Source organism: Geminocystis sp. GBBB08, assembly GCF_016743215.1.
GTDB lineage: Bacteria > Cyanobacteriota > Cyanobacteriia > Cyanobacteriales > Cyanobacteriaceae > Geminocystis.
The window spans coordinates 20825-42031 of sequence record NZ_VRZC01000013.1 but is presented as its reverse complement, the minus strand read 5'-3'; the positions used below and the strand labels follow the sequence as shown (position 1 = coordinate 42031).

At 32.8% G+C, this 21207-nt stretch carries 12 protein-coding genes; 2 read left to right on the top strand and 10 right to left on the bottom strand.

Going from position 1 to position 21207, the window contains the following annotated elements; all coding sequences use genetic code 11:
- Positions 1–77: 77 nt before the first annotated feature.
- From FWJ34_RS03410 to FWJ34_RS03390, 5 genes are all read right to left on the bottom strand, one after another.
- A complete protein-coding gene (locus tag FWJ34_RS03410) occupies positions 78–977 on the bottom strand; it encodes a bifunctional riboflavin kinase/FAD synthetase (protein ID WP_308253927.1) in 900 nt (299 codons plus the stop codon).
- An 88-nt stretch (positions 978–1065) separates the two neighbouring features.
- Positions 1066–2175 carry an o-succinylbenzoate synthase gene (gene menC / locus FWJ34_RS03405; RefSeq protein WP_308253923.1) on the bottom strand — a complete coding sequence of 370 codons (1110 nt, stop codon included), beginning with the start codon at positions 2173–2175 and terminating at the stop codon, positions 1066–1068.
- Positions 2172–2462: a hypothetical protein gene (locus FWJ34_RS03400; protein WP_308253922.1), complete on the bottom strand. Its 291-nt coding sequence runs from the start codon at positions 2460–2462 to the stop codon at positions 2172–2174. Before FWJ34_RS03400 ends, menC begins: the two co-directional genes overlap by 4 nt.
- Positions 2463–2630: 168 nt before the next feature.
- Complete coding sequence (locus tag FWJ34_RS03395; RefSeq protein WP_308253921.1) at positions 2631–4730, bottom strand: SPFH domain-containing protein; 2100 nt, start codon at positions 4728–4730, stop codon at positions 2631–2633.
- A 299-nt stretch (positions 4731–5029) separates the two neighbouring features.
- Positions 5030–5758, bottom strand: a complete 729-nt coding sequence (locus FWJ34_RS03390; RefSeq protein WP_308253920.1) for an OB-fold-containig protein — start codon at positions 5756–5758, stop codon at positions 5030–5032.
- Positions 5759–6119: 361 nt separating this feature from the next.
- Here FWJ34_RS03390 and FWJ34_RS03385 point away from each other — a divergent pair, with 361 nt between their 5' ends.
- Positions 6120–6848: a Tic22 family protein gene (locus tag FWJ34_RS03385; RefSeq protein WP_308253919.1), complete on the top strand. Its 729-nt coding sequence runs from the start codon at positions 6120–6122 to the stop codon at positions 6846–6848.
- A gap of 84 nt (positions 6849–6932) precedes the next feature.
- On the opposite strand, the gene FWJ34_RS03380 is transcribed toward FWJ34_RS03385, so the two are convergent.
- The 5 genes from FWJ34_RS03380 to FWJ34_RS03360 form a co-directional block, all read right to left on the bottom strand.
- Positions 6933–8066, bottom strand: a complete 1134-nt coding sequence (locus FWJ34_RS03380; RefSeq protein ID WP_308253918.1) for a 5-(carboxyamino)imidazole ribonucleotide synthase — start codon at positions 8064–8066, stop codon at positions 6933–6935.
- A gap of 225 nt (positions 8067–8291) precedes the next feature.
- Positions 8292–9104 (bottom strand): tetratricopeptide repeat protein, encoded by an 813-nt coding sequence (locus FWJ34_RS03375; protein ID WP_308253917.1) that lies wholly within the window; start codon positions 9102–9104, stop codon positions 8292–8294.
- A 112-nt stretch (positions 9105–9216) separates the two neighbouring features.
- Positions 9217–15498: a translocation/assembly module TamB domain-containing protein gene (locus tag FWJ34_RS03370; RefSeq protein ID WP_308253916.1), complete on the bottom strand. Its 6282-nt coding sequence runs from the start codon at positions 15496–15498 to the stop codon at positions 9217–9219.
- A 378-nt stretch (positions 15499–15876) separates the two neighbouring features.
- The gene (locus FWJ34_RS03365; RefSeq protein WP_308253915.1) at positions 15877–16935 is read right to left on the bottom strand and encodes a chemotaxis protein CheW; all 1059 of its coding nucleotides are present in this window, start codon (positions 16933–16935) and stop codon (positions 15877–15879) included.
- Positions 16936–17125: 190 nt separating this feature from the next.
- A complete protein-coding gene (locus FWJ34_RS03360; protein ID WP_308253914.1) occupies positions 17126–18589 on the bottom strand; it encodes a methyl-accepting chemotaxis protein in 1464 nt (487 codons plus the stop codon).
- 517 nt (positions 18590–19106) lie between these two features.
- Here FWJ34_RS03360 and FWJ34_RS03355 point away from each other — a divergent pair.
- Positions 19107–21008, top strand: a complete 1902-nt coding sequence (locus FWJ34_RS03355) for a S9 family peptidase (protein ID WP_308253913.1) — start codon at positions 19107–19109, stop codon at positions 21006–21008.
- Positions 21009–21207: the final 199 nt, after the last annotated feature.

The following is a 21207-nucleotide window of genomic DNA, read 5'->3' as shown; positions in this document are numbered from 1 at the left end:
TTAAAGGCATAATTTTCTCGATTTGTAGTTAACTTTTTTAAATATTGTTCAACATCTACCTTACTAATTCTTTATACCTATACTTTTATTGTTAATTGTTGACAATCTAACTTAATTTGTTTTTTTAATTCATCTATAGAAGAAAATTTTTGTTCAGGACGAATAAAATTAAGTAATTTAACTGTTAAAATTTGATTATATAAGTCTCCATGCCAATTTAATAAATGAATTTCTATAGATATATTTTTTCCTTCAATAGTAGGGCGTGTACCAATATTCATTACCCCAGGTAAATTAGATAATAAGTGTTTATTTTCTACATTAACTTTAACACCATAAACTCCCTTTTTTGGTAAAAATTTTTCTGAAGGAATCTCTAAATTAGCAGTCGGAAAACCAATTTTTCTACCCAATTTTTGTCCTTCAATTACTTTACCAATAATTTGATATTCTCTTCCTAACATTTCATTCGCTAACTCTGGTTTTCCCTGACTTAAATTTTGACGAATATATGAACTACTAATTCTAATAGATTCTTTTCTGATAGTTAAATTTTGCTCTTTAGTAATACTTACTTTGACGTTATATTGATGGGCTAATAATTCTAAATATTTTGCATTTCCTTGTCTTTGATAACCAAAACAAAAATCTTCACCGACACTGATAAAATTGGCTTTAATGTGTTTAATTAGTATATCTTTGACAAATTTTTCTGCTGTTAAATTAGCTAAATCTCCATCAAAACGTAATAAGATTAATTGTTTAACCCCTAAGGTTTCTAATATTTTGCATTTTTCAGAAATAGGAGTAAGAAGTTGTTTCTTTTTACCAGTAAAAAATTCTTGAGGATGGGGAATAAATGTGACTAAAGAAGGGGTTAAATTAGGATATTTAAAAATAGGTTGAATTACTTGCTGATGTCCTTTATGTATGCCATCAAAGTTTCCTAATGCTACGGCACTGGGATATTTTATCATTTCCTTGGGAGGAAAAACATTTTCAAGGGATGTAGTGATAATCTTCAACACAATTAATAATTAATAAGATTTTGGGAGATTTTATTGATTATCGAAAAACTTGTCGATAGTGGGAATATTTTAATAACAGATTTTTATTAACTTCTACTCCAATACCTGAATTTGTTGGCACATTTATCGTTGAATCTTCAGAGTTAAGATAAACCGTTGGTTGGGTTATATCTTCGAGAAAATAGCGATTAGTGGCGGAAATATCAGCAGGATAGACAAAATTCCTCAAACTAGCTAAATGTAGATTCGTTGCTCTACCAATACCTGATTCTAGCATACCCCCACACCATAATTTTATTCCTGCTTTTTCACATAAATCATGAATTTCTATGGCGTTAGTTATCCCTCCTACCCTTGACACTTTTAAATTTATTACTTCTGCTGATTTTAAAGCGATCGCCAATTTGGTATCATGAAGAGAATTAATGCTTTCATCGAGACAAATAGGGGTATTAATTTGACGTTGTAAAGTACTATGACCTAATAAATCATCATAAGCCAAAGGTTGCTCAATCATAGTTAAATTTAACTCATCCATTGCCTGAAATAAAGCAACATCATCAAGGGTAAAAGCAGAGTTAGCATCCGCCATTAATAATAAATCAGGATATTTTTTTCTAACTTCTTGTAAAGGTTGTAAATTCCAATGAGGGGAAATTTTTAATTTAACTCTTTGATAACCTTCATTAACGTAACTTTCAACTTTGTCTAATAATTGATTAATATCTCCTTCTAAAGAAACACTAACACCGACTTTTATTTTATCTTTTACTCCACCTAAATATTGACGAAGAGAAACATTTTCAAATTTAGCAAATAAATCATATATTGCACAATCTAAAGCTGATTTAGCCATGTTATGCCCTCGAATTGGTGCTAATAAATCTCTAATTTCTTGAGGGCGATTAATTTTTTTACCGATAACTTTAGGAATTAAAAAATCTTTTAAAATATGACTAGCAGTGCTGATAGTTTCATAAGTATAATAAGGATTATCAAAAGTTGGACATTCTCCCCAACCCTTTTCACCTTCACTTTTCACTGCTACAATTAAACAAGTATGCTGTAATAATTCACCATTACTAAATTTAAAAGGAAAAATAAAAGGAATTGAAAGATTATAAAGCTCAATTTGTTCAATTTTCATAGTTTAGATTTGGAAACAAATTGAAAAACAATATAAAAAATAACTCCTAAAATAGCAAAAGTAAAAGCTAATTGTACGATGGATAAAACAGTTTTTAAAAGAGAAAAAGCAATCATGAAACCAAATAAACCAACAACAATTTTACCAGTGGAAGGTAAAGTAGCAAACCAATTTTTTACCGATGTAATTAAACTGCTAAAAGTTTTTGTTTTAATAGGCGTTGAATTTAAAATTTCAGCTTCTAATTCTTCTATGGTTTTTCTTTTGTTATTTTGTGAATTTGACATAATAGTGAATAGTCAGTAATATTAATAAGTAGCCATGTAAAATTAACTGTATATTTTTTCAAAGTTCGTAGTGATGGCTTTAGCCATTATAAATCAACAATAACTTAAAAGACCAACTAAAAAATTGATATTGATAAAATAGGCATCTTAGATGTAATTCCTCATTCCTTAACCATTTTCTGCCCAAGGAGAAAAATCTACATCTTCTGATTGTGCCATAGATTGATCAATTTCATCAATATTTGAGGCTAAAGTTTCAGAAGGAATAGTCTCAGAATTAACATTAGTAACATTAGTTTGATAATTAAAATCATTGGTTAATTGAGTATTATTATTAACTCCTTCATTTGACTTTAATAAACCTTTAATTTGAGCAATAATATCACCTAATTTACCCTCATCTAATAGAGTATTTATTAATGATAAACCACTGGTAGAAAGCAAAATTTTATTAATATCATTACCGCTATTTGTGCCATTACTATTTAATCCTGGAAACGCATAAATTCGGGCATCCCCTAAAACTCCGGGTTGTGGTGCTAAAGATTTGAGTATTTCGGGCAATTGAGGGGCAATTATGGGGAAAATGACTTTTATGAGGTCAGCCGTACGATTTGCGTCACTGAGAACGTTCTCCGCTTGAATAGCAGCTAATTTACCTTGGGCTTCAGCTAATAATCGATACTTTTCAGCATCAGCTAAAGTGCGGATAGATTCTGCTTCTAATTCTGCCGCTTGACGGGCAATTTCTGCTTGACGACGACGACGGAAAACATCGATTTCGACTACGTTTTGATCGGTAATTCGTTTTTCTGCCGCTTCTCTTTCAGCAACAATCAATGATAATTGTTTCTCCCTCTCGGCATTTTCTACTTGTCGGGCAGTTTTCACCGCTTCTTCAGCTTTGGCTTTTTGCGCTTCGGCGACAAATCTTTCTTTTTCTTTATCGGTAATGGCGATCGCCGCCTCTTTTTGAGCAATTTGAGATTGTTGATCAGCTTCAGCTATGGCAATTTGAGCTAGTAATCGGGTAGCTTCAACTGTACGTTGGCGATCGATTTCTGCTACTTCTGACTCTTGTGCTTGAGCGATTTGGGCAACTTTAAACTGTTTATTACGTTCTTCTAAAGCAATATTAGCATCAATTTGGCTCTGTTGTACTGCTAATTGTTGTTTAATTCTTTCCTCCTCAATGGCTTGTTGTTGCAAAATTTTATTCCGTTCAATTTTAGCCTGTTCTTGATCCCTTGCTTCTTGAACTTCTCTTTCTCTTTGAACTTTAAGAAATTCAATTTCTTTCATTTGTGTTAATTTAGCTTCTTCTTTCTGTTTATTAATAGTTAAAGATTGTTTTTCGGCGGCTAATTCTTGTTGTTGAATAGCCACTTGAGTATTTAATTCAATCTCTCTTTTTTCTCGTTGAGTTTCTAATTCAACTCCTAATTTTTGTTTGATAGATTTTTGGATTGTTTCTGTGCGTAAACGAACTCCTTGGGCATCAAAAAAGTTATTTTCATCATAGGTATCACTTTCTTCAATTTCTGAAACAGCAATATTATTTAAAGTTAAACCAACTTTTCGCAAATCTTGTTGGATTAAATTTAAAACTTCTTCCGCAAAACCTAACTTATCAGAGTCAATTTCAGCAATACTTTTTTGTTTTGCCGCCGCCCGAATAGCATCATCAGCACGTTTTTCGAGAGCATCTTTGATGTCAGATTCAGAAATTTTACCTTGTTTCGATAACCTTTGAGCCGCTGTTAAAACCGCATCTTTATCAGCACTAATACAAACATAAAAAGTAACTCGCATATTTGCTCGTAAATAGTCTTTTGTTCGCACAGCTAAATTCCCTTGTCTTACTACGTCAATAAAAATCTCTCTTAAAGGCACTCGAGTTAACTCATGAATACCTGGAATCACGATACAACCACCGTTAAGAATTACCTTTTTTTCTTTAGTAAATAAACCGCCATTTCTAACAAATGCCTCGTTATTAGGAGTCACAACATAAACCCTTGTATAACCCCAAATAGCAACTAAACCGAGTAATACTAAACCACCGATTAAACCTCCAAAAAAAGTCAAATTCCCTAAATTTACTTGGGCTAAAGTATGGGTATTGCTTAAAGGTATTTGAGCGATATTTGTCTTTAAATTACTATTAGATTTAGTGAAATTACTATCATATTGAATCAGATTATTAACTTCAATATTTTCTAATTTACTAATAGATAAAGTTTGAATAAACAGTAACCAAAATTTCATAATTTTACTCCTCAATATATGAAGTAACTTAATCCCCAATTAGGGTTACAGGCAAGATACCTGTGTTACATTTTTTCTTTATTCCCCCCTAAAGTTGGGCAACGAGGGCAAATTTTTAAGCTCCTCAATCTTCAACTCAGGGGATTTTTTTTCATTAGACACGAGTGCAAAATTCAAAGTAAAATCTGTTTTAAGGTGAAAAATGCTGATTTTTTAACTCATTACTTATTACTTATTACTCATTACTCGACTTGGTGCAAGAAGTCTATTATCAATTCCTAATTCCTTTTTCCTGATTCCTAATTCTTCATGGAATTAAGCCATTTATCTTGATCTGAAGTGTCTTTTGCGATCGCAATAAAACAATGTTTTTGACGATCAATAATTAAAATTTCCTGCCCTCGATGAGGTATAATCTTTGCCCAATCAGGTAAACAAACTTCAATAGTTACTAAATTACTGGCATTATCAACTACATCTGCTTGACCAATTCTACCATTAATTAAATAAGGTAATTGTTTAGAAGTCACAGTTCCAATACTACCAATCAGGCGATCGCCATCAGTTTCTTCCCCAAAATTAGCAAAAATTTTACCGATAGGATGAGAAAGCACTCTACCAACCCAAATACTAAAAAAGAAAGAAATAAAGAAAATGAAAACGGCGAAAAAACCACTAGGAATGGCATTAAGAAAACCACCAATGGTAACATTAAGAAACCAACCGGCTACTCCCCAAGTAGAAAAATCAATGGCAAGGAGAATTAAAAAAGGACATTTTCCCACTCCTAACCATGACAAAACAAACAAAAAATTAACATCAGAATCAGTATCAAAATCAGGAGTTATATGATTATCCACCTCACTATCTAAATCCACATCGGTATCCATATCCACATCAGCATCAAAATTTACATCAGTATCTAAATCTTGATCTTCTCCCCCACCCGTGAGAATCACAAGAAGAAATAAAAAAATACCAATGCCTAGAAAAATCCAATAGGTTAAATTTGCCGTATCAAAAAGCATTTTGATAATTAAAAACAGATCAAGGAACTTAATAAATAAATAATAGTTCTTATTTTCTAGCTTAACTTTAGATTTGGGAATTGTTGAAAATGTAAAGAAAATCTTTATATATAGCAATTCTATCCCCCTTGAAAAAGAGGAATTCAATTTTTTGTTTGTACCTGATCATCACTATTAAGCTATAAGTAATGGTATTATTTTGTTTTCATTTACATAAAACTACAAAAAACATTGATATAGTGAAAGTATAAGTGATAAATCAATTATTCACTATATCTGATATGTTATTGTGGGAGTGCCATTTAGTAAAATAGTCGTCTCGATCAAACATCATCACTCAAATTAATATCTTTAAACAATTATGTCGAAGAAAAAATCGTTATTAAATAAAGTAAAAAATGTCAGTTTAGTTAGTGCAACTTTAATTAGTTGCTGGTTAACCCAAACTACAAAATTATTGGCATTGCCCCAAGAAGTAATTGTCCAAAAACTTAGACCCATTCCTGTCTTTACTGTTGCTGATAGTAAAGGAGCTCCTCTTATTGCTTCTAATGATAAAGATGGTAAAGTCGCAGGAGTTTTTATCAGTAAAGAAGACGCTAATAATTTTGTAGCAAAATTGAAACAAGAAAATCCTGAATTAGGTAAACAAGTACAAGTTATTCCTGTTTCTTTAGGGGAAATTTTTGAGTTAGCCGAAAAAAATAGTAAAGAAAAAGATGCCATCAATTTTGCCTATGTACCTTCAAAAAGTCAAGTAGATCAAGCAAAAAAACTGAATAATCAATATCAAGCAGGAGTACCTTTATTTGTTGCTAGAGCTGGAGATGATCAAGGTTATTTAACTATAAAACAAAATGATCAAGAAGTAATACCATTCTTTTTTGATCAAAAACAGGTAGAAGATTTAGTCGAAAGTTTTAAAAAATCTCAACCTCAATTAGCTTCTAGTGTGAAAATTGAAGTTGTTATCTTAGAAGGAATGTTAGAAGCATTAAAACAAGGACAAGATGAAATGCTTACTAAAATAATACTGTGGCCTTCTAAAGAATCCATCGAGTTTCTTCGTGCTAATGCACCTAAAAAATAATGAGGAATGAGGAATGAGGAATTAATAAAATCAGGGATAAATCCCTTAATACAAACTATAGTAAATGTTTTATACTGTGAAATATTAACTATTCCAAATAAACTCGATTTTTTCTGCTATTAATTTTCCTTGTTGATACCTTTTTTCTGGGTTATTTTCGGTTAACAACACCGTCACATGACCCATTTTTCTGCCTATACGAGATTCTGTTTTTCCATACCAATGAACCAATGCACCTAATTTTTTAATAGCTTCTCTTTTCTCTAAATATTCACTATTTGCTGATTCATAACCAAGTAAATTTACCATTAATGCTCCAGAAGTTTTTAAATTTATATTACCTAAAGGTTTTCCCGTAATTGCCTGTAACTGCAAAGCAAATTGAGAAGTTTCACAAGCATCTAATGTGTAATGTCCTGAATTATGAGTGCGGGGTGCTGTTTCATTTACTAAAATTTTCCCGTTTTTGCTTAAAAATAGCTCAATGGCTAATACCCCGACATAATCCAACTCTATTAATAGTTTTTTGGCGATCGCTTCAATTTCCTTAATTTGCTCCAAAGTGATTAAAGCAGGGGCGATTACCCAACGGCAGACTTGATTTTCTTGATAGGTTTCCACCACTGGATATATCTTAATTTCATTATTAACACTACGAGCGGCGACAATAGCTAATTCTCGCTCAAAAGGAATGAATTCTTCTATTAATAAAGGAATACCATTAAATTTAGGCAAAATCGAGCTTAATTCTTCTCTATGCTTAATGATGACAGTTCCTTGTCCATCATAACCGTGACGACGGACTTTTAACACTAAGGGAAAAGAAAAAGACTCAAAATCCGCCTCCGAATTATAAGCCTGAAAATGAGGCACACGAAAACCATGATTTTTCAAAAAATATCTTTGCTCATATTTATCCAATAACGGAGATAAACTAGAAAGACGAGGATAAAAACAGCCCCCTTTATCCGCTAACTTTTGCAACTTTTCTAAATTAACAAACTCATTCTCAAAAGTAATCACATCACAGTTTTGAGCTAATATATCAGTGGCGATGGCATCATCAATATCGGCAAAAACAGTCTGAGTAGCTAAACTCACAGCAGAATCAGAATGATGAGGAGTTTGTACCCATAAATCAATATTTTCCAATGGTGCAACTTGTGCCATCATCCATGCTAACTGACCACCGCCAATAACTCCAACTTTTTTTCTCATTGCTATTTTTTTGCACTAATTATTTTAGGATTATTTTTCGCCTATTACTCAGATCTTACACTATTCGTCATAAATCAGGCGGTTAGGGGAGCGGATTTGGGAAAAGAGATGAGGGAAGAGTGATAAGAATTGATTTTAAAGCTATTGAAATTGATTTTTTTGCTTTTATCTCCTTAGTATTAATGTATTGGTGCAAGATCTCAATATTACCGATTGCCGATGATTTTAATTTCCGTCTATAGTTAAAAATTTTTCTAATGCTACAACCATATTAGGGGGCCAACGTCTAACTTCCTTCAACCATTCAACATCTTTATAACGACTATCAATGCCAATAGTAGCAACCCAATTACTTTCAGCTTCCCCTTGTTTCCCATTTTCCCATAAAACCGCCGTTAAAGCAGCTCTCATATCAGGAAACATCGGATATTTACGCACAAGATTACGCATTTTTTTTAAAGCTTCATCTTTTTTGCCGATTTGATACAAAGCAAGAGATTCATTCGCACCAGCAAAGGCAAATTGAGGGGATAATTCTGTGGCTTTATGATAATATTTCACCGCCGTTTCCCAATCTTTTAATCCAGCTTTCGCATTACCCAAGTTATTATAAGCCATAGCATCTTCTGGATCTAATGTCAACACTTTTTCATAATCAGCGATCGCTTTTTCATATTCTTTTAAACTTTCATAGGCAGTACCACGATTAAGATAAGGATCTGGTGCATTCGGTGCAAGTTTGATAGACTCGTTATAGTCAGCAATAGCTTCTTCTAATTTATTTTGACTAACTCTAGCGTTGCCACGGTTACTCCACACGGCGGGATTTGTAGGGAATTTTTCGATTAATTGACTCCAATAGTTTTCGGCGAGGGTAAAATCACCTTTTTCCGTTGCTTTTAACGCTTCTTCAGCGATATTTTCTCCTTCTTGTAATTGTGCTTCCGTAAAGGGAGTATTAATTATTTCTGTGGCGATGGTAGGGGTATTAAAAAAAAACAGACAAAAAAGCACCGTGACGATAATTAGTCTTAACATATAATTTAGCCCATAAGAATAAAATAGCAAAAAAACACTTTCTGAATTTTAACTTATATTCCGCATAATTAATATTTTAATAGCTTAGTAGCTCATTCTTAATTGTCAATCGTTAAAATCGCATCTGATAACGCACTTTAAATTCTCCATATATATAGTCATAAGAAACTGTCACATTAGAGTTATCTTTCACTTCATACACCCCCTCTACTAACGGAAAAACTCTCAAATCTTTCATTCCTAAAGGTTTACCCCATGTACTTACTTTTTCATTGACCCCAAAACTGATATTATTGGCTAAAGGTACTAAAATAAATTGTACTAAACCATTTTCAAATAATTGCTCTCCACTTAACTCCTGTAATTGAGTGGCTAAATTGAACAATTGTCCCCCTATAATTAAGTTAATTAACTCCCCTTCACTACGGTTAGGTGTACTACTAAGAGACACTAAAGGGGAATTTAATAGATTCAAATTTGTGCCTTGTTTATTTAATACCGCTAAATTGATACATTGTGACACTTTATCTAATTGTGAGGGTGATAGTTGTATATTATCAGCTATCGGAGTAGAAGCAGGTACACGACACACACCATAATTATTATCTCCTAATACTGGTAATAATTGAGCTAATCCTCCTTTAATTCCTAATACCACCTGTATATTTTCTCCCCTTCCTCCCCTTATAATCGGATCGGATATTTCGTTTTGTTGAGTAGTTGGTAATTGTCTCGAATAATCTACAATGTCAGCTTGTAACTCTAAATCAATGTCAGGATTGAGGATATTTTCATTTTTATCAAAGATTATTCTATTATTATTCGTGCGAGATAAGAAAAATGTAGTTTGTCCTACAGCTAAATCAGAAGTTAAACTTACTAAAGGACTTGCACCCCCCAGATAAATTTGCCCTCTACGGATGTTTATTGCCCCATCGGCCCTAAGATTTTCTAAATTAAGTACTCCCCCGTTAAGCACTAATTCTCCGCCAAATAAAAAGCGATAAAATCGCCATTGATTTGCTGTTGTATTATTTAGTTTTAAAGTAAAATTTTGTAACTCTGGCTGAAAGAAACTAGAATTTGAGGCGGATTTTTTCCCCAACCAATCTTCTGACAGTTGTTTATTTTTGGGTTGGGATACATTATTATTGGTTTCTGTTTCTCTAAGACTAAAGTTACCATTATTTAAACTTACATAACCGCCAATTTTAGGTTTTAATACTGTACCATCAATCTTGATATCAGCATCAACTTTTCCTGAGTAAATATTTTTTACTTGTAAGGCTTGATTAGGAATATTTAAAGTTAGAATATTTTCGTTATCTTTTAATGGATTGATTAGGGGTAAAATTCCAGTTATCTTAATATCAGTATTGTTAATTTTTGCCTCTAAATTACTTACATCAATTGCTTGTTTTTCTTCTATTAAGTTAATATTGCCTGATAAATTAACAGGAGTATTTAAACTAACACTATTTATTATTGCATCTTCAAAGTTTATGTTTCCTCCTAGCTTTATTTTATCAATATTAAAGTTATTAAACAGCTTATTAAATGAATCTATTTTTATGGCTAAATTTGTTGATATTTTTCCTTGCTTTAATTGCAATTGCCCTTTGGTAAGTAATTCTAAAAATGTTATGTTTTCGGTATCTAGTTGTAAATTAATAATCGCAGGTTTATCTGTTATAGTTAATGGATGGTAAGGCAGAGAAGCATTAAAATTAATATTTTTACTATCAATAGTTGCTATATCTAGTTGATAGTTTTTATAGGTAAATTCGGTGTTTATTTTATCTTCAATTATTGCTCCATCGAGGGCAGTATTATTTAAAGTTAGGTTGCCTTTTATTTCAGGATTGAGCAAATTTCCAGCGATGTTACCTTCCATATCAATTAAACTGTTAATATCGAAAGGTAGAGGAAAAAAAGCAGTAACGAAATCTAGAGGAAAGTCTATTATTTGAAACTTACCTTCTTGGGTTTTTGGTGATAGATTTCCGGCAAAGAAAATTTGACTGTTGCCAAGATTTAAGCGAAAAGGATTGACTGTTAGATTATCATTTTTGAAGTTGGCATTTAAGGCAATTTTTTGAATGGGAATTGCTTGACTTTCTTGTATTATTAAACCCAAACTATTGACGATATTCGGAAAAGGTTGTTGCGGTAGCCATTGCCATTGATTGCCTTCTAAGTTAACCCCAATCTCAGGTAACGATAGTTTGCCACCGAGAAGAATCTCCCCTTCATAAGCGCCCGATATATCTAAATCATTAGGTATTGTACCAGATTCTATTTGTTTTGCGATCGCCCGGATTTGATCATCTATACTAGAAAGTAGATTAACTTTTGTTTTGATGGAATCATCTTGGTTTCCTAAAGATTGACTAGGGATAGCAGAAGCGGCAACGAAATAATTTTCATTTTGCCATTGTTTTAGTAAACCAGTTAAGGTAGCGACATCGGTTATTTTCAAGGTGTTAAAAATGTCTTCAATTTTGCCTTGTAAGTTAATTTTGCCTTGGATGTCTTGAGTTGCTAAGTTAATTTTTCCTTGCAAGTCATAGATAGTTTCACCAAATTTTAGTTGCCCGTTATCTAATTGAGCGATATTATTTTGATAGTAAAAATTAGTGGTAAATTGCTTACCGATAATGTTGCCAATACCAAGATTATTTAACTTTAAGTCACCTTTAGCAGTTAAGTCAGTTAAATTAAGAGTAAAATTTGTCGCCAAGTTTCCTTGAATTTTCCCCTTGATTCCATAACTAATCACCGGTTGCAGTTGCAGAGTTTCTAAAGAAAAGTTGTGAAGGGAAACAATAAACTGATTATCTTCTCGTCTTCCTTGAAAGTTGAAGGGGAAGTTTCCTATTTTATTAATTTCTAAACTATTAGGAGTGAAGGGTAAAGTTAAATTTGCCGAAGGAATTGATAAATTTTGTTTGACAAAGTTAGCGGCGATGATGTCTTCTTTTCCTCGTAAATCTAAGACAATTTTTTGACTGGGATTGATAGCAACTTTTCCCGTCAACAAAGACTCAAATTTTAGTTGATTAAAGTTAAGGTTAGTTAGGCTTAAGTTTCCCTCAATATTAAGATTATTTTTACCTAGTGGATTAGTTAATAAATTTTGCGCCGACAAGACTCCTTGAAAATTAACCTTGCCTTCAAGATTCAGTGATTGCGGAAGAAAATTGACACCTTGACGAGAAGATTCTTGAGAAAAAAGTTGATTAATAGGAATAATATTTAAGTTAGAGTTAGCTGTTACTTGCAGTTGTAAATTATTAACATCTGGTTTAGTTAAGATATTGACAAGATTAAAATTACCTTTTGCATTGACAGTATTTTTCCCTGCCTCAATAAACGCTGACTCAAGATTGACAGGAAAAGAAGTGATTTTCTCGCCAAAAACGGGAAGATTTCCCCTCATATTTATTTCACTGTTGACGTTATTAAATTGCTTAACTCCTTTTATCTCTTTTTCAAGGAAGAAAGAAGAAGGAAGAAAAGCCAATTGTTGATTAAAACTTTCGAGATTAAGATTTTGAGTTTTAATATTACTTTGCCATTGACTGTTATTAATTTTCGTAGAGAGGAAGATTCTTCCTTGCGCAATATTTGTTTTACCATCCACAAGAAGATTTAAACTCGGCAAAGGAGAAAAACTTTGACTATCTATATAGTTAATCGCAAAAGTCACTAACTCAGAAAAATTACTAGAGATACTGATATTAGTATTGAGATTTTTAGCATTTATCTTCGTCTCAGGTAACAGTTGAGAAAGGGAAATATTTTTCGTGACTCCATCTAAGGAAAAGATGCCATTATTTATCCTTGCCTGGGTATTAAAATTACCATCCGCTAACCTACCTTGAAAATTTCCCGTCAAGTTAAGACTATTAATAGTAGAAAAATTATGGAAGTTAAAAGATTGTCTAGCTAATTGATATAACTCCTTCGTTTTTGCTGACAAATTTATCTGACTAGAGTTAACTTCACCATTAAGAGTAGGAATAAATTGATTAAGACTAAGTTGACTAAGAAAATCCGCAGAAAATTCTGTCTTTTCCTCATCAATTTTAGTAGCAGTTTCAACTAAACCATTTTCAATGCGTAATTGACTATCAGCAGAAAAAGTTAAACTCGGAGGAAGATTCTCTCTATTTTCGTTACCGATGTCAATTAACTCCTTAACGTCACCACTAATTTTAAATTGACTACTAATAAGATGAGTAGTTGTCGGTAAAGAAGGGAATAAATTATTGACAGAAATTTGATTAGCCTTACCGTTAATAAATAAATTGCCATTAACTAAACGAGTATCTAATCGTAAATTACCATCATTGATAACAAGGTTAACTTTTCCTTCTCCTTCTACATTATTAAAATTAATTTTTGCCAACCCGTTACTTTCATCATGTCTCTTCTCTTCCTTTTCAGAAATATTAACTAACAAATCTCCCTGTCTCTGTGTCTCCTCTTCTTCAAAACTTCCTTTTAAACTAATATCTAAATCTTTCGCTTTTATCGGCAAAGAAAAATTGACGGGAAGATTCTCACAGTTAGCAGAAGTTTGACAAAATTGATCAAGGAAAGGAGTTAGATTGATATTGTTACTAAGTGCGGAAAGTTGCCAAGTTTTTTCCTTAAAATTACTCTCACCATTAATTTGGATACGACTTTTATTTATGACTAACTCGGTATCCAGAAGATTAACTTCATTTTTGTTGATAACAAATTTTCCTTGTGTCGAAATGATTCCTAATTTTTCTCCCGTTATATTCGGCAGTGAAAAAGATATTCTTCCTTGAGGTTGGTTAAGATTCCCTTTAATTTCTCCTGCTGTCAACAAATTTCCTATATCAATGCCAGTTGGTAAAATATCATAACTATTAATTAACTCTGTGGAAGGTAAATTGGCAGTAAATCGAAAATTGAAAGGAATCTTCTCCACTTTTATTGATTTTCCTTCGTTAAGAGTTTGACTAAAATTAGTATTAATCACTCCTTGAGTGACAATTTTCCCTCCTGTTGGTGGTTTAACCGTTACTTCTTTGATGGTGACGTTATCTAAATTTGCCAAAAATTGACTATTAATTTCTCCTAACTCTAATTTATCTACTTGACTATTTTTTATCCTCACTTTTCCTAAAATTTGCGGATTGTCTATTTCTCCCTTGACAAGAAAATTCCCTGATAATAAACCATCAACTTTAACAGGTGATTGAATATTTAAACTCGGTAAAACTTTACTGATAATAACGGGATTAAGATTCGCCATCAAATTATAACCAGTGTCGATACCAATATCACCCTTAACAAAACCTCCTAACTCACCGAAAGTAAAATTAGCAGTTTCAATATTAAGAGAATTGTTTTGCAAATTTAAAGAAGCATTACCAGTAAAACTTTTTTCCAAGAGGGGAATCTTCCTCGATTTTTCCTTATCTGTTACCTTCTGAATATTATTAATCTCTTTGCTAACATTAATCTCGTTAATATTGAGTTTTCCTTCCACATCTTCTAAGCTAATTTTACCGGTGATAATTGTCTGTGGAAATTGTGGCAAAGAAAGAGTAACTAATTCTAAATTACTGTTAAGTCTTCCTTCCTTTATCTCTAAAGGTAAATTAGGAATTAATGAGACAACTTCAGGCAAATAAAGATAACGAATTTCTAACTCATTTTTACTACTGGTGTTGCTTAATAAAGTTTCTCCCTTAATGTTAATCTCACTATTATTAATCGTATTCTCTAACTCATAACTTAAAGGTTGAGTATCATTATCATAAATTAACTTAAGTTTTCCTTTCGTTTTTATCTCTACCGCCTTTGTTTCCATATTCGGAGTAATGGCGATTTTGCTATGATTTAACCTTAAACTAATAATTGTCTCAATCGGTAAAGGGGGTAACTTTAGAGAATTTGGTAACGTCTTTTGCTTCTGAATATCAAATAAAGTATCTAACTGCGCATAACCATTGACATCGGAGGCGATAATATCTAACAATAAATGACGATGGAAAATTAAAGACAACAAATCTACATTAATTTTTATAGCGTCTATTTCGACAAAACTAACATCTTTTTTTGTGGGTGGAATCGCTAAATTTTCAATAATAACTTGATTCCAAGAAAAACTGGTAACTTTCCCTAAACTAACATCCCTGTCAAAAATTCTTTCTAACTCTTTTTCCATTTGTGAAGGAATAACCTTTGTGATTAAATGCCGACTTACGACATAACCACCAGCAACAATCGCCATTATTGTTAACAAAGAAACCAACTGAGTCTGGGGTTTTGCGATGATAGCAGTCAATTTTTCCCCGAAACTTAACGACTGTTGTTGATTCTCTTCTGAATTCCTTGGTTGTTGATTAGTCATCTCCTCAATCTCCTGATTATCCTTATCCTTAGATAATAACTTAATAGTATTCTTTGCGTCTTTGCACTTTTTCTTCTCTTTTTTTTACTATTTCTTTTCTAGTCGAAAATAAAACAACCCTGTTAAGATTAAAGGAGAGTTATAAGAGATTTCTATAACTTTAACTTTATTTCCCTAAGAAAAAATTTTATCTTCTCATTAATCCCCTACTTATTCACCCCATCACTATTTATTAGGCATCTCCAATAATTAAAAATGCAATCAATTCTAATAAACTATTTATGAATTTAGGCTATGTTTTTAATGATCCCTGAGTTAAAATCAGATTTTTTGGAGAAGTCTATTGTTTTATAACTTTTAAGTACTTGTAATGACCAGTTAAACAAGTTCTTCTACTACTAAAGCATTACTTAATAAAATTTTGGGAAGATCAAGAATAGTCATCATTTTATCCCGATAAGGAGCAGTGCCTTGTAAATACTCATCGTTAAAGGAATGAAGGGCAGTAGGTATAGAAGTAATCTCTTTTGGATTTAAGAACATTACATCAACAACCTCCTCTACTTTTATTCCCGCCACTATATCATCTACTTGTACCACGATCGCCTGAGATTTATTACTCATATCCTTTTGGGAAAGATTTAGTAAATTTCTAATATCTACCAAAGTTAAAATCTCTCCTCGTAAATTCATGTTACCAATGATATGATGAGGGCAACACGGGATTGGGGTTAAATGACTAATATCGGTAAATTCTCTAACAATACTTAAATCCATTCCGAAAAACTCATCGTCTAAAGCAATAATGGCAAGAGGTTTATAACCTTCTTTTTCCTCAGTTTCAGTTGTTTGTCTTAAATTATTAGCTCGTTGACGGTAAATTTCTCTTTCTTCTGAAGTCGCATTTGGACAAAAAACGGGTCTTTTTTCTAAAGCTAAATAATCTTCATTAATATTATCTTGAGAAAGATCACTTAAATCTTGAGTAATTTCTTGTTTTTCGATGTAATGGATTAAATGATTTGAGTCAAGAATCACGATAATATTCTCATCTTTTCGGGCAATACCAGAGATAAATTTACGCCGTTGACTAACAATAGAATCTCTACCGATAGAAATTTCCTCACTAATAGCAGTATCTTCAATATTTTTGACTTCTTCGACTTGATTGACAATGATACCAACCCTTAAATTATCAGATTTAAGAACAATAACACTATCTGTAATATGATGATCTTCTTCATGATACCCAAAACGAAGATTAATATCCATTACAGGCAAAATTTCACCTCGCACATTTACCACTCCAATAATATCTCTAGGGGCTTCGGGAATGGGAGTTAATTCGGGTAAAAAGAAAATTTCCTCAACGGCAAAGGTATCGATACCATAAATTGAATCATTGAGGGTAAAAGTAAGATAAGGATGATCTTTCATAATAAATAATCTAAATTTTTTGCTGAAGGGAAGTAATGGGCAATAGGCAACGATGCTCTAGGTTAATACGACTTACGCAATAATAAGGGGATTGTGTTAATTGGAAAATTAAGGGGTTGAGATTGCTTCGTGCCTCGCAATGACGATTTACTAAGTTATTGATCCCTAATTCCTAATTCCTAATTCCTAATTAAACAAGTTCTTTTAGTTCTTTTGTAACATCATTGAGCTTTTGTGTCCCAATACGAGTTTGAGTAATACCTGCGGAGGTTTCTCTTGCACCCTGATTAATCGCATTCATAGCCGTTAAGACTTGTTCAAAAGCAGTGGATTGTTGACGAATATTGAGGGCGATTTGTTGGTTATTCATCACTACGTTATTAACGGATTCTTTTACCCCAGCAAAGGCAAGGGCGGTATTTTGAGCGATTTGCATACCTGAATCTACAGTTTTTGTCCCTTCATCGGTTACCATTACCGTTGTGTTGATGGAGTTTTGAATTTGGGATACTAAACCGTTGATTTTTTCGGCTGATTGTTTACTTTGATCTGCTAATTTACGAATTTCGGCAGCAACTACAGCAAAACCTTTACCATGTTCTCCAGCTCTAACTGCTTCCACCGCAGCATTAAGGGCTAACATATTAGTCCGGTTAGCAATATCACTTACTAACTGGGAAATACTCCCGATTTGGTTAGTTTGTTCGCTTAACTGCATTATTTGCTCGGCGATCGCACCTACTTTATGTTTAAGTTCATTCATTTCTGAGAGAGTTTGTTGTACCGCATGATCTCCATTTTCTGCTAACTGTAAGGCTTCCCTCGCAGCATTAGCGGCGGATTCGGCTTGTTCAGATGATTGACGAGAAGAAGCTCCTAATTCATCCATTGTCGTGGTAGTTTCATTAACAGAAGCGGCTTGTTGACTGGAAGTACGATCCTGTTGTTCAATGGTAGCGGCAATTTCAGTGCTAGATGTCGCAATTTGAGCAGTAGCATCGTTGAGACGACGGGTGATATTGAAATAAATAATAAACGCAAATGTTAAAGAACCTGCTACAATAATAATGCTAGTCAATAAAACTACTTTTTGGAGCGCGTTGACGGATTCATTTTGTTTTGTGGCATATTCTTCAAAAATTTCTTTTTCTTTAGCCTCAAATTCATCTAATATTTCTGTTACTCTGCCCATAGCAGCTCTTCCATCTTCAGCAATCCATTTTTTGATTGCCGCTTCATTTCCTTGAGATCGAGCAACATCTAATAAATCTTGGTTGAGTTGAGTCATTTCCGCAAAAACTTTTTCAAATTCATCTAATCTTTTAATTTGTTCCTCATTTTTGACTCTTTTTTGAATAGATTTAAGAGTATCTTGTACTTCTTTGATCGAATCTTTAAAGTTATCAAGACTGGTTTGATCTGGGTTGAGTAAATAACCACGGGTTGCTCGAGAACTAATTTGTACATTTTCCGTCAAATTGATTACATCTTGCATGATAAAGCTAACGTTGTCTGTTTCGGCAATAGCTTCTTTTAATTGTCCAATATTTCTAACTACTAAAACGGGAGCGATAACCGATAAAATAATGGGGATGGCATAACCAATACCTATCCAATATCTAATTTTTAAACCTTTACTAATTCCCGTAGCCATGTATTTTTCTCCTTAGATTAATTATTTTTTGACATAATATTAACAATATTTAACTATTTTTTTACTAAATTTATAATTTTTGATAATCAATATTTGTTAACCTCATCTGGAAGTCAAAATAAGTAGGTAAGCAAAATCAATACTGCATTTTATTTTTGGGCATACTAGGAGAATAAGGGGCAATTAAGGGGTTTAAACCTTGTGCCTTGCCTATGTACAATTTATTTTGCACTGGTATTAATAGCCTAAGAATCATCATGTAGTAGTACTCTATAGTTGAAGTCTTTTTATAACTAAAATAGTTGCTATATTGAATCTTGACTATTTACTATTTATTTTTTCCTCTACTTTCAATATAGTCTTATTCGTAAAATAAGAGCTATTTTTTTACAATTTTTATTATTTCTTTTTATTTATCTTTTTTTGCTAAAAATTTAATTCCTGATCATCAAAATTTATGTCAAGATAAAGATTAGGTGATGATAAACCGTCAATAGATAATTAATTTTGTACATTTATGACACAAACGACTATCGCAAATTATGGTTCATGGCGATCGCCAATTAGTTCAGATTTAATTGTATCCGCTACCATTGGTTTAGGTGCAGTAAAATTTGACAGAAAAGAAATCTATTGGCTAGAAAGTCGTCCATCGGAAGGCGGTAGATCAGTGATCGTGTGTTTAAATGAAGATGGTACAACGGTGGATATTACCCCAAAACCTTTTAATGTGCGTAGTCGTGTTCATGAATATGGTGGTGGTGCATTTTTGATTCATGAGGGCATAATTTATTTTAGTAACTTTACCGATCGACAGATATATGTACACAAAAAAGGAGAAATACCGCAACCCTTAACTGCTGAATCTTCCTTACGTTATGCTGATTTTGCCTTAGATAAGACTCGTAATCGGTTAATTTGTGTGGCTGAAGATCATACTAATCCTAACACTGAACCTGAAAATAAACTTGTTACCATTGATTTAACCACTGGAAAAGTTCAAAACCTTGTCACAGGGGCAGATTTTTACTCTTCGCCCCGTATTTCTACAGATAATGCTCAATTAGCATGGTTAGCTTGGTATCATCCTAATATGCCTTGGGATAGTACAAAATTATATTTAGCGGATATTAACCCCGATGGCAGTTTAACCAATATCCAATTAGTAGCAGGGGGAGAAAATGAATCGATTTGTCAGCCTGAATTTAGCCCCAACGGTACATTATACTTTAGTTGCGATCGCCGTAATTGGTGGAATATTTATCGCCGAGAAGAAACAGGAGAAGTAACGTCTTTATACGCATTAGATGCCGAATTTAGTTATCCTCATTGGGTTTTTGGAGAGTCAGTTTATGGTTTTGCTGATGAAAATACTATTATTTGCACTTATATCCAAGATGGCATTTCCCATTTAGCTAGTTTAGATACTAAAAATAAAAGCCTAACTAACCTTAATATTTCTTTTACCAATATTGCTTATTTACAAGTCAAAGGCAATAATATTTTGTTTACAGGAGGCTCTCCAACCCAACCCACAGGAATTGTAAAAATCAACATTGCCACGGGGGAAACCAAAATTCTCAAACTATCGAGTAACTTAGATATAGATCAAGATTACTTAAGTCAACCCCAACAGATAGAATTTCCTACCAGTAATAATAAAACTGCTTTTGCGTGGTATTATCCTCCTAAAAACAAAGATTTTCAAGCACCTAAAAACTCATTGCCTCCTTTATTAGTCAAAAGTCACGGAGGACCTACAGCGGCCACCACTGCTAGTTATAATTTAAAGATACAATACTGGACAAGTCGAGGTTTTGCTTTTGTGGATGTCAACTACGGTGGAAGTACTGGTTATGGTAGGGATTATCGCTTAAGATTAAATAAAAACTGGGGCATTGTCGATGTGGAAGATTGTATCAATGTTGCTAAATATTTAGTTAAACAAGGAGAAGTTGACGAAAATAAATTAGCAATTTCTGGTGGTAGTGCAGGAGGTTATACTACTTTAGCTGCTTTAACTTTTGATGATACTTTTAAAGCAGGAGCAAGTTATTATGGTGTCAGTGATTTAGAAGCCTTAGCCAAAGATACCCATAAATTTGAGTCTCGTTATTTAGATAATTTAATCGGTAAATATCCCGAAGAAAAAGCAATTTATCAAGCTCGATCTCCTATTAATCACATCGATAAATTATCATGTCCTGTGGCATTTTTTCAAGGATTAGAAGATAAAATTGTCCCCCCAAATCAAGCAGAAATGATGGTAAAAGCTCTTGAAAAGAAGGGAATTAAAACAATTTATGTCACTTTTCCTGATGAAGCGCATGGATTTAGAAAAGCCGAAAATATTAAACGAGCTTTAGATAGTGAATTTCAATTTTATGTGCTAATTTTTAATATAAATAGGAAAGGTTAAGAATTTTATGCCAAGGCAACGGGTTTAAGCCTCATCCCCCCTAACTCCCCTTAACAAAGGGGGAATTATAAAGAAGAATGGTAAATTCTTTTTTGGAAACCGCCTTAAGCCATTCGATCACCCAGTGCCTCCCAAGGCGATCGCCTCCCAATCAAATAGCAGACTCTAAAAACGCCCAAGTTGAAAAAAGGGGATTTCA